Source organism: Otoolea muris, assembly GCF_943193115.1.
In the GTDB taxonomy this organism is placed as follows: domain Bacteria; phylum Bacillota; class Clostridia; order Lachnospirales; family Lachnospiraceae; genus Otoolea; species Otoolea muris.
On record NZ_CALPCY010000152.1, the window covers coordinates 1 to 1,341 of the forward strand.

2 protein-coding genes are annotated in these 1,341 nt (G+C 49.9%); both read left to right on the plus strand.

Features of this window, described 5'->3' with window-relative positions; genetic code table 11:
* Window positions 1-400, plus strand: a 400-nt coding sequence (locus tag NFS31_RS26745; RefSeq protein ID WP_251502125.1) for an aminotransferase class I/II-fold pyridoxal phosphate-dependent enzyme, incomplete at its 5' end; no start/stop codon positions are given.
* Window positions 397-1,341: MATE family efflux transporter (locus tag NFS31_RS26750; protein WP_251502128.1), on the plus strand; the 945-nt coding region annotated here is incomplete at its 3' end. The genes NFS31_RS26745 and NFS31_RS26750, both read left to right, overlap by 4 nt.

Sequence of the window (1,341 nt, forward strand, 5' to 3'; positions counted from 1 at the left end):
TGTCAGGAACTCCTTTAACTCTTATACCATGAACCGCCTGACGCAAACACTGGGCGCGGCGGCAGTCCGGGACAGGGAATACTTTGAGCGAACAAACGCCCTGATTATCGCAACCAGAGAGCGTATAAAGCGGGAATTGAAGCAGTTAGGCTTTTCCTTTCAGGATTCCAAAAGCAATTTTCTGTTCGTTACGCACCCGTCTGTAAAGGCCGGTGTGATTTACGAAAGCCTGCGGGCCGCTGGGATTTATGTGCGCCATTTTTCCAAGCCGGAGCGCATTTCCGATTACCTCCGTATTGCGGTGGGAACGGATCAGGAAATGGACTGTCTGCTGATAAAGCTAAAAGAGATATTACAACAACATGGTGACTTGCACGGAAACACAGGAGAATGTCAATGAAAGATTTAACACAGGGAAGCGAGCTGAAAACGATCTTTTACTTTTCCCTGCCGATTCTGGTAGGAAACTTATTTCAGCAGCTTTATAACGTGGCCGACAGCGTGATTGTCGGAAACTTTTTGGGGAAAGAAAGCCTTGCGGCGGTGGGATTCAGCTATCAGATCAATTTCCTGCTGATTGCGCTGTCCACGGGGATTTCTCTGGGCGCAAGCGTCCTGACCTCCCGTTACTTTGGAGCCAGAGATATGCGGCAGGTGAAAAAGGTGGTTGATACCGGCTTTCTGTTTTCAGCGGTTCTTTCCCTTGTCATAGCGGCAGCCGGTGCCTGCTTTTCCTATCAGATTTTAGTGCTGTTCCGGGTGCCTGAAAATCTGCTGACGATAGCAGATACTTACTTGAAGATTATATTTATCGGTGTGATCCCCACATTCGCATACAATTCCCTGACGAATATCCTTAGAGGCGTCGGGGATTCCAAGACACCGACTTATATTCTGATTGCGGCAACGCTTATCAATATCGTGCTGGATATTTTCTTCATTACCGCCCTGAAATGGGGTGTGGCCGGGGCTGCGGTTGCGACCGTGACCGCGCAGGCTTTTTCATTCATTACCTGTATGCTTTACATGCGGCGGCGTTACCCCGACCTGTTTATCCGACTTTGGGATTTACAGCTTGACCGCCACGAGTTGAAGAAAAGTCTGGTGATCGGAACGCCCGCCATGCTGCAACAGGTATTTGTAAGCGTTGGTTTTATGTCCATACAGTTTCTAATCAATGGCTTTGGAACCGATTGTATGGCTGCGTATGCTGCGGCCTCCAAGGTGGATTCCTTTGCGGAAATGCCCGCCCTGAATTTGGGGCAGGCCATGACGAACTTTACCGCGCAGAACTACGGGGCCGGGAAAATTGACCGGGTAATCAGGGGCGGCAAATCGGCG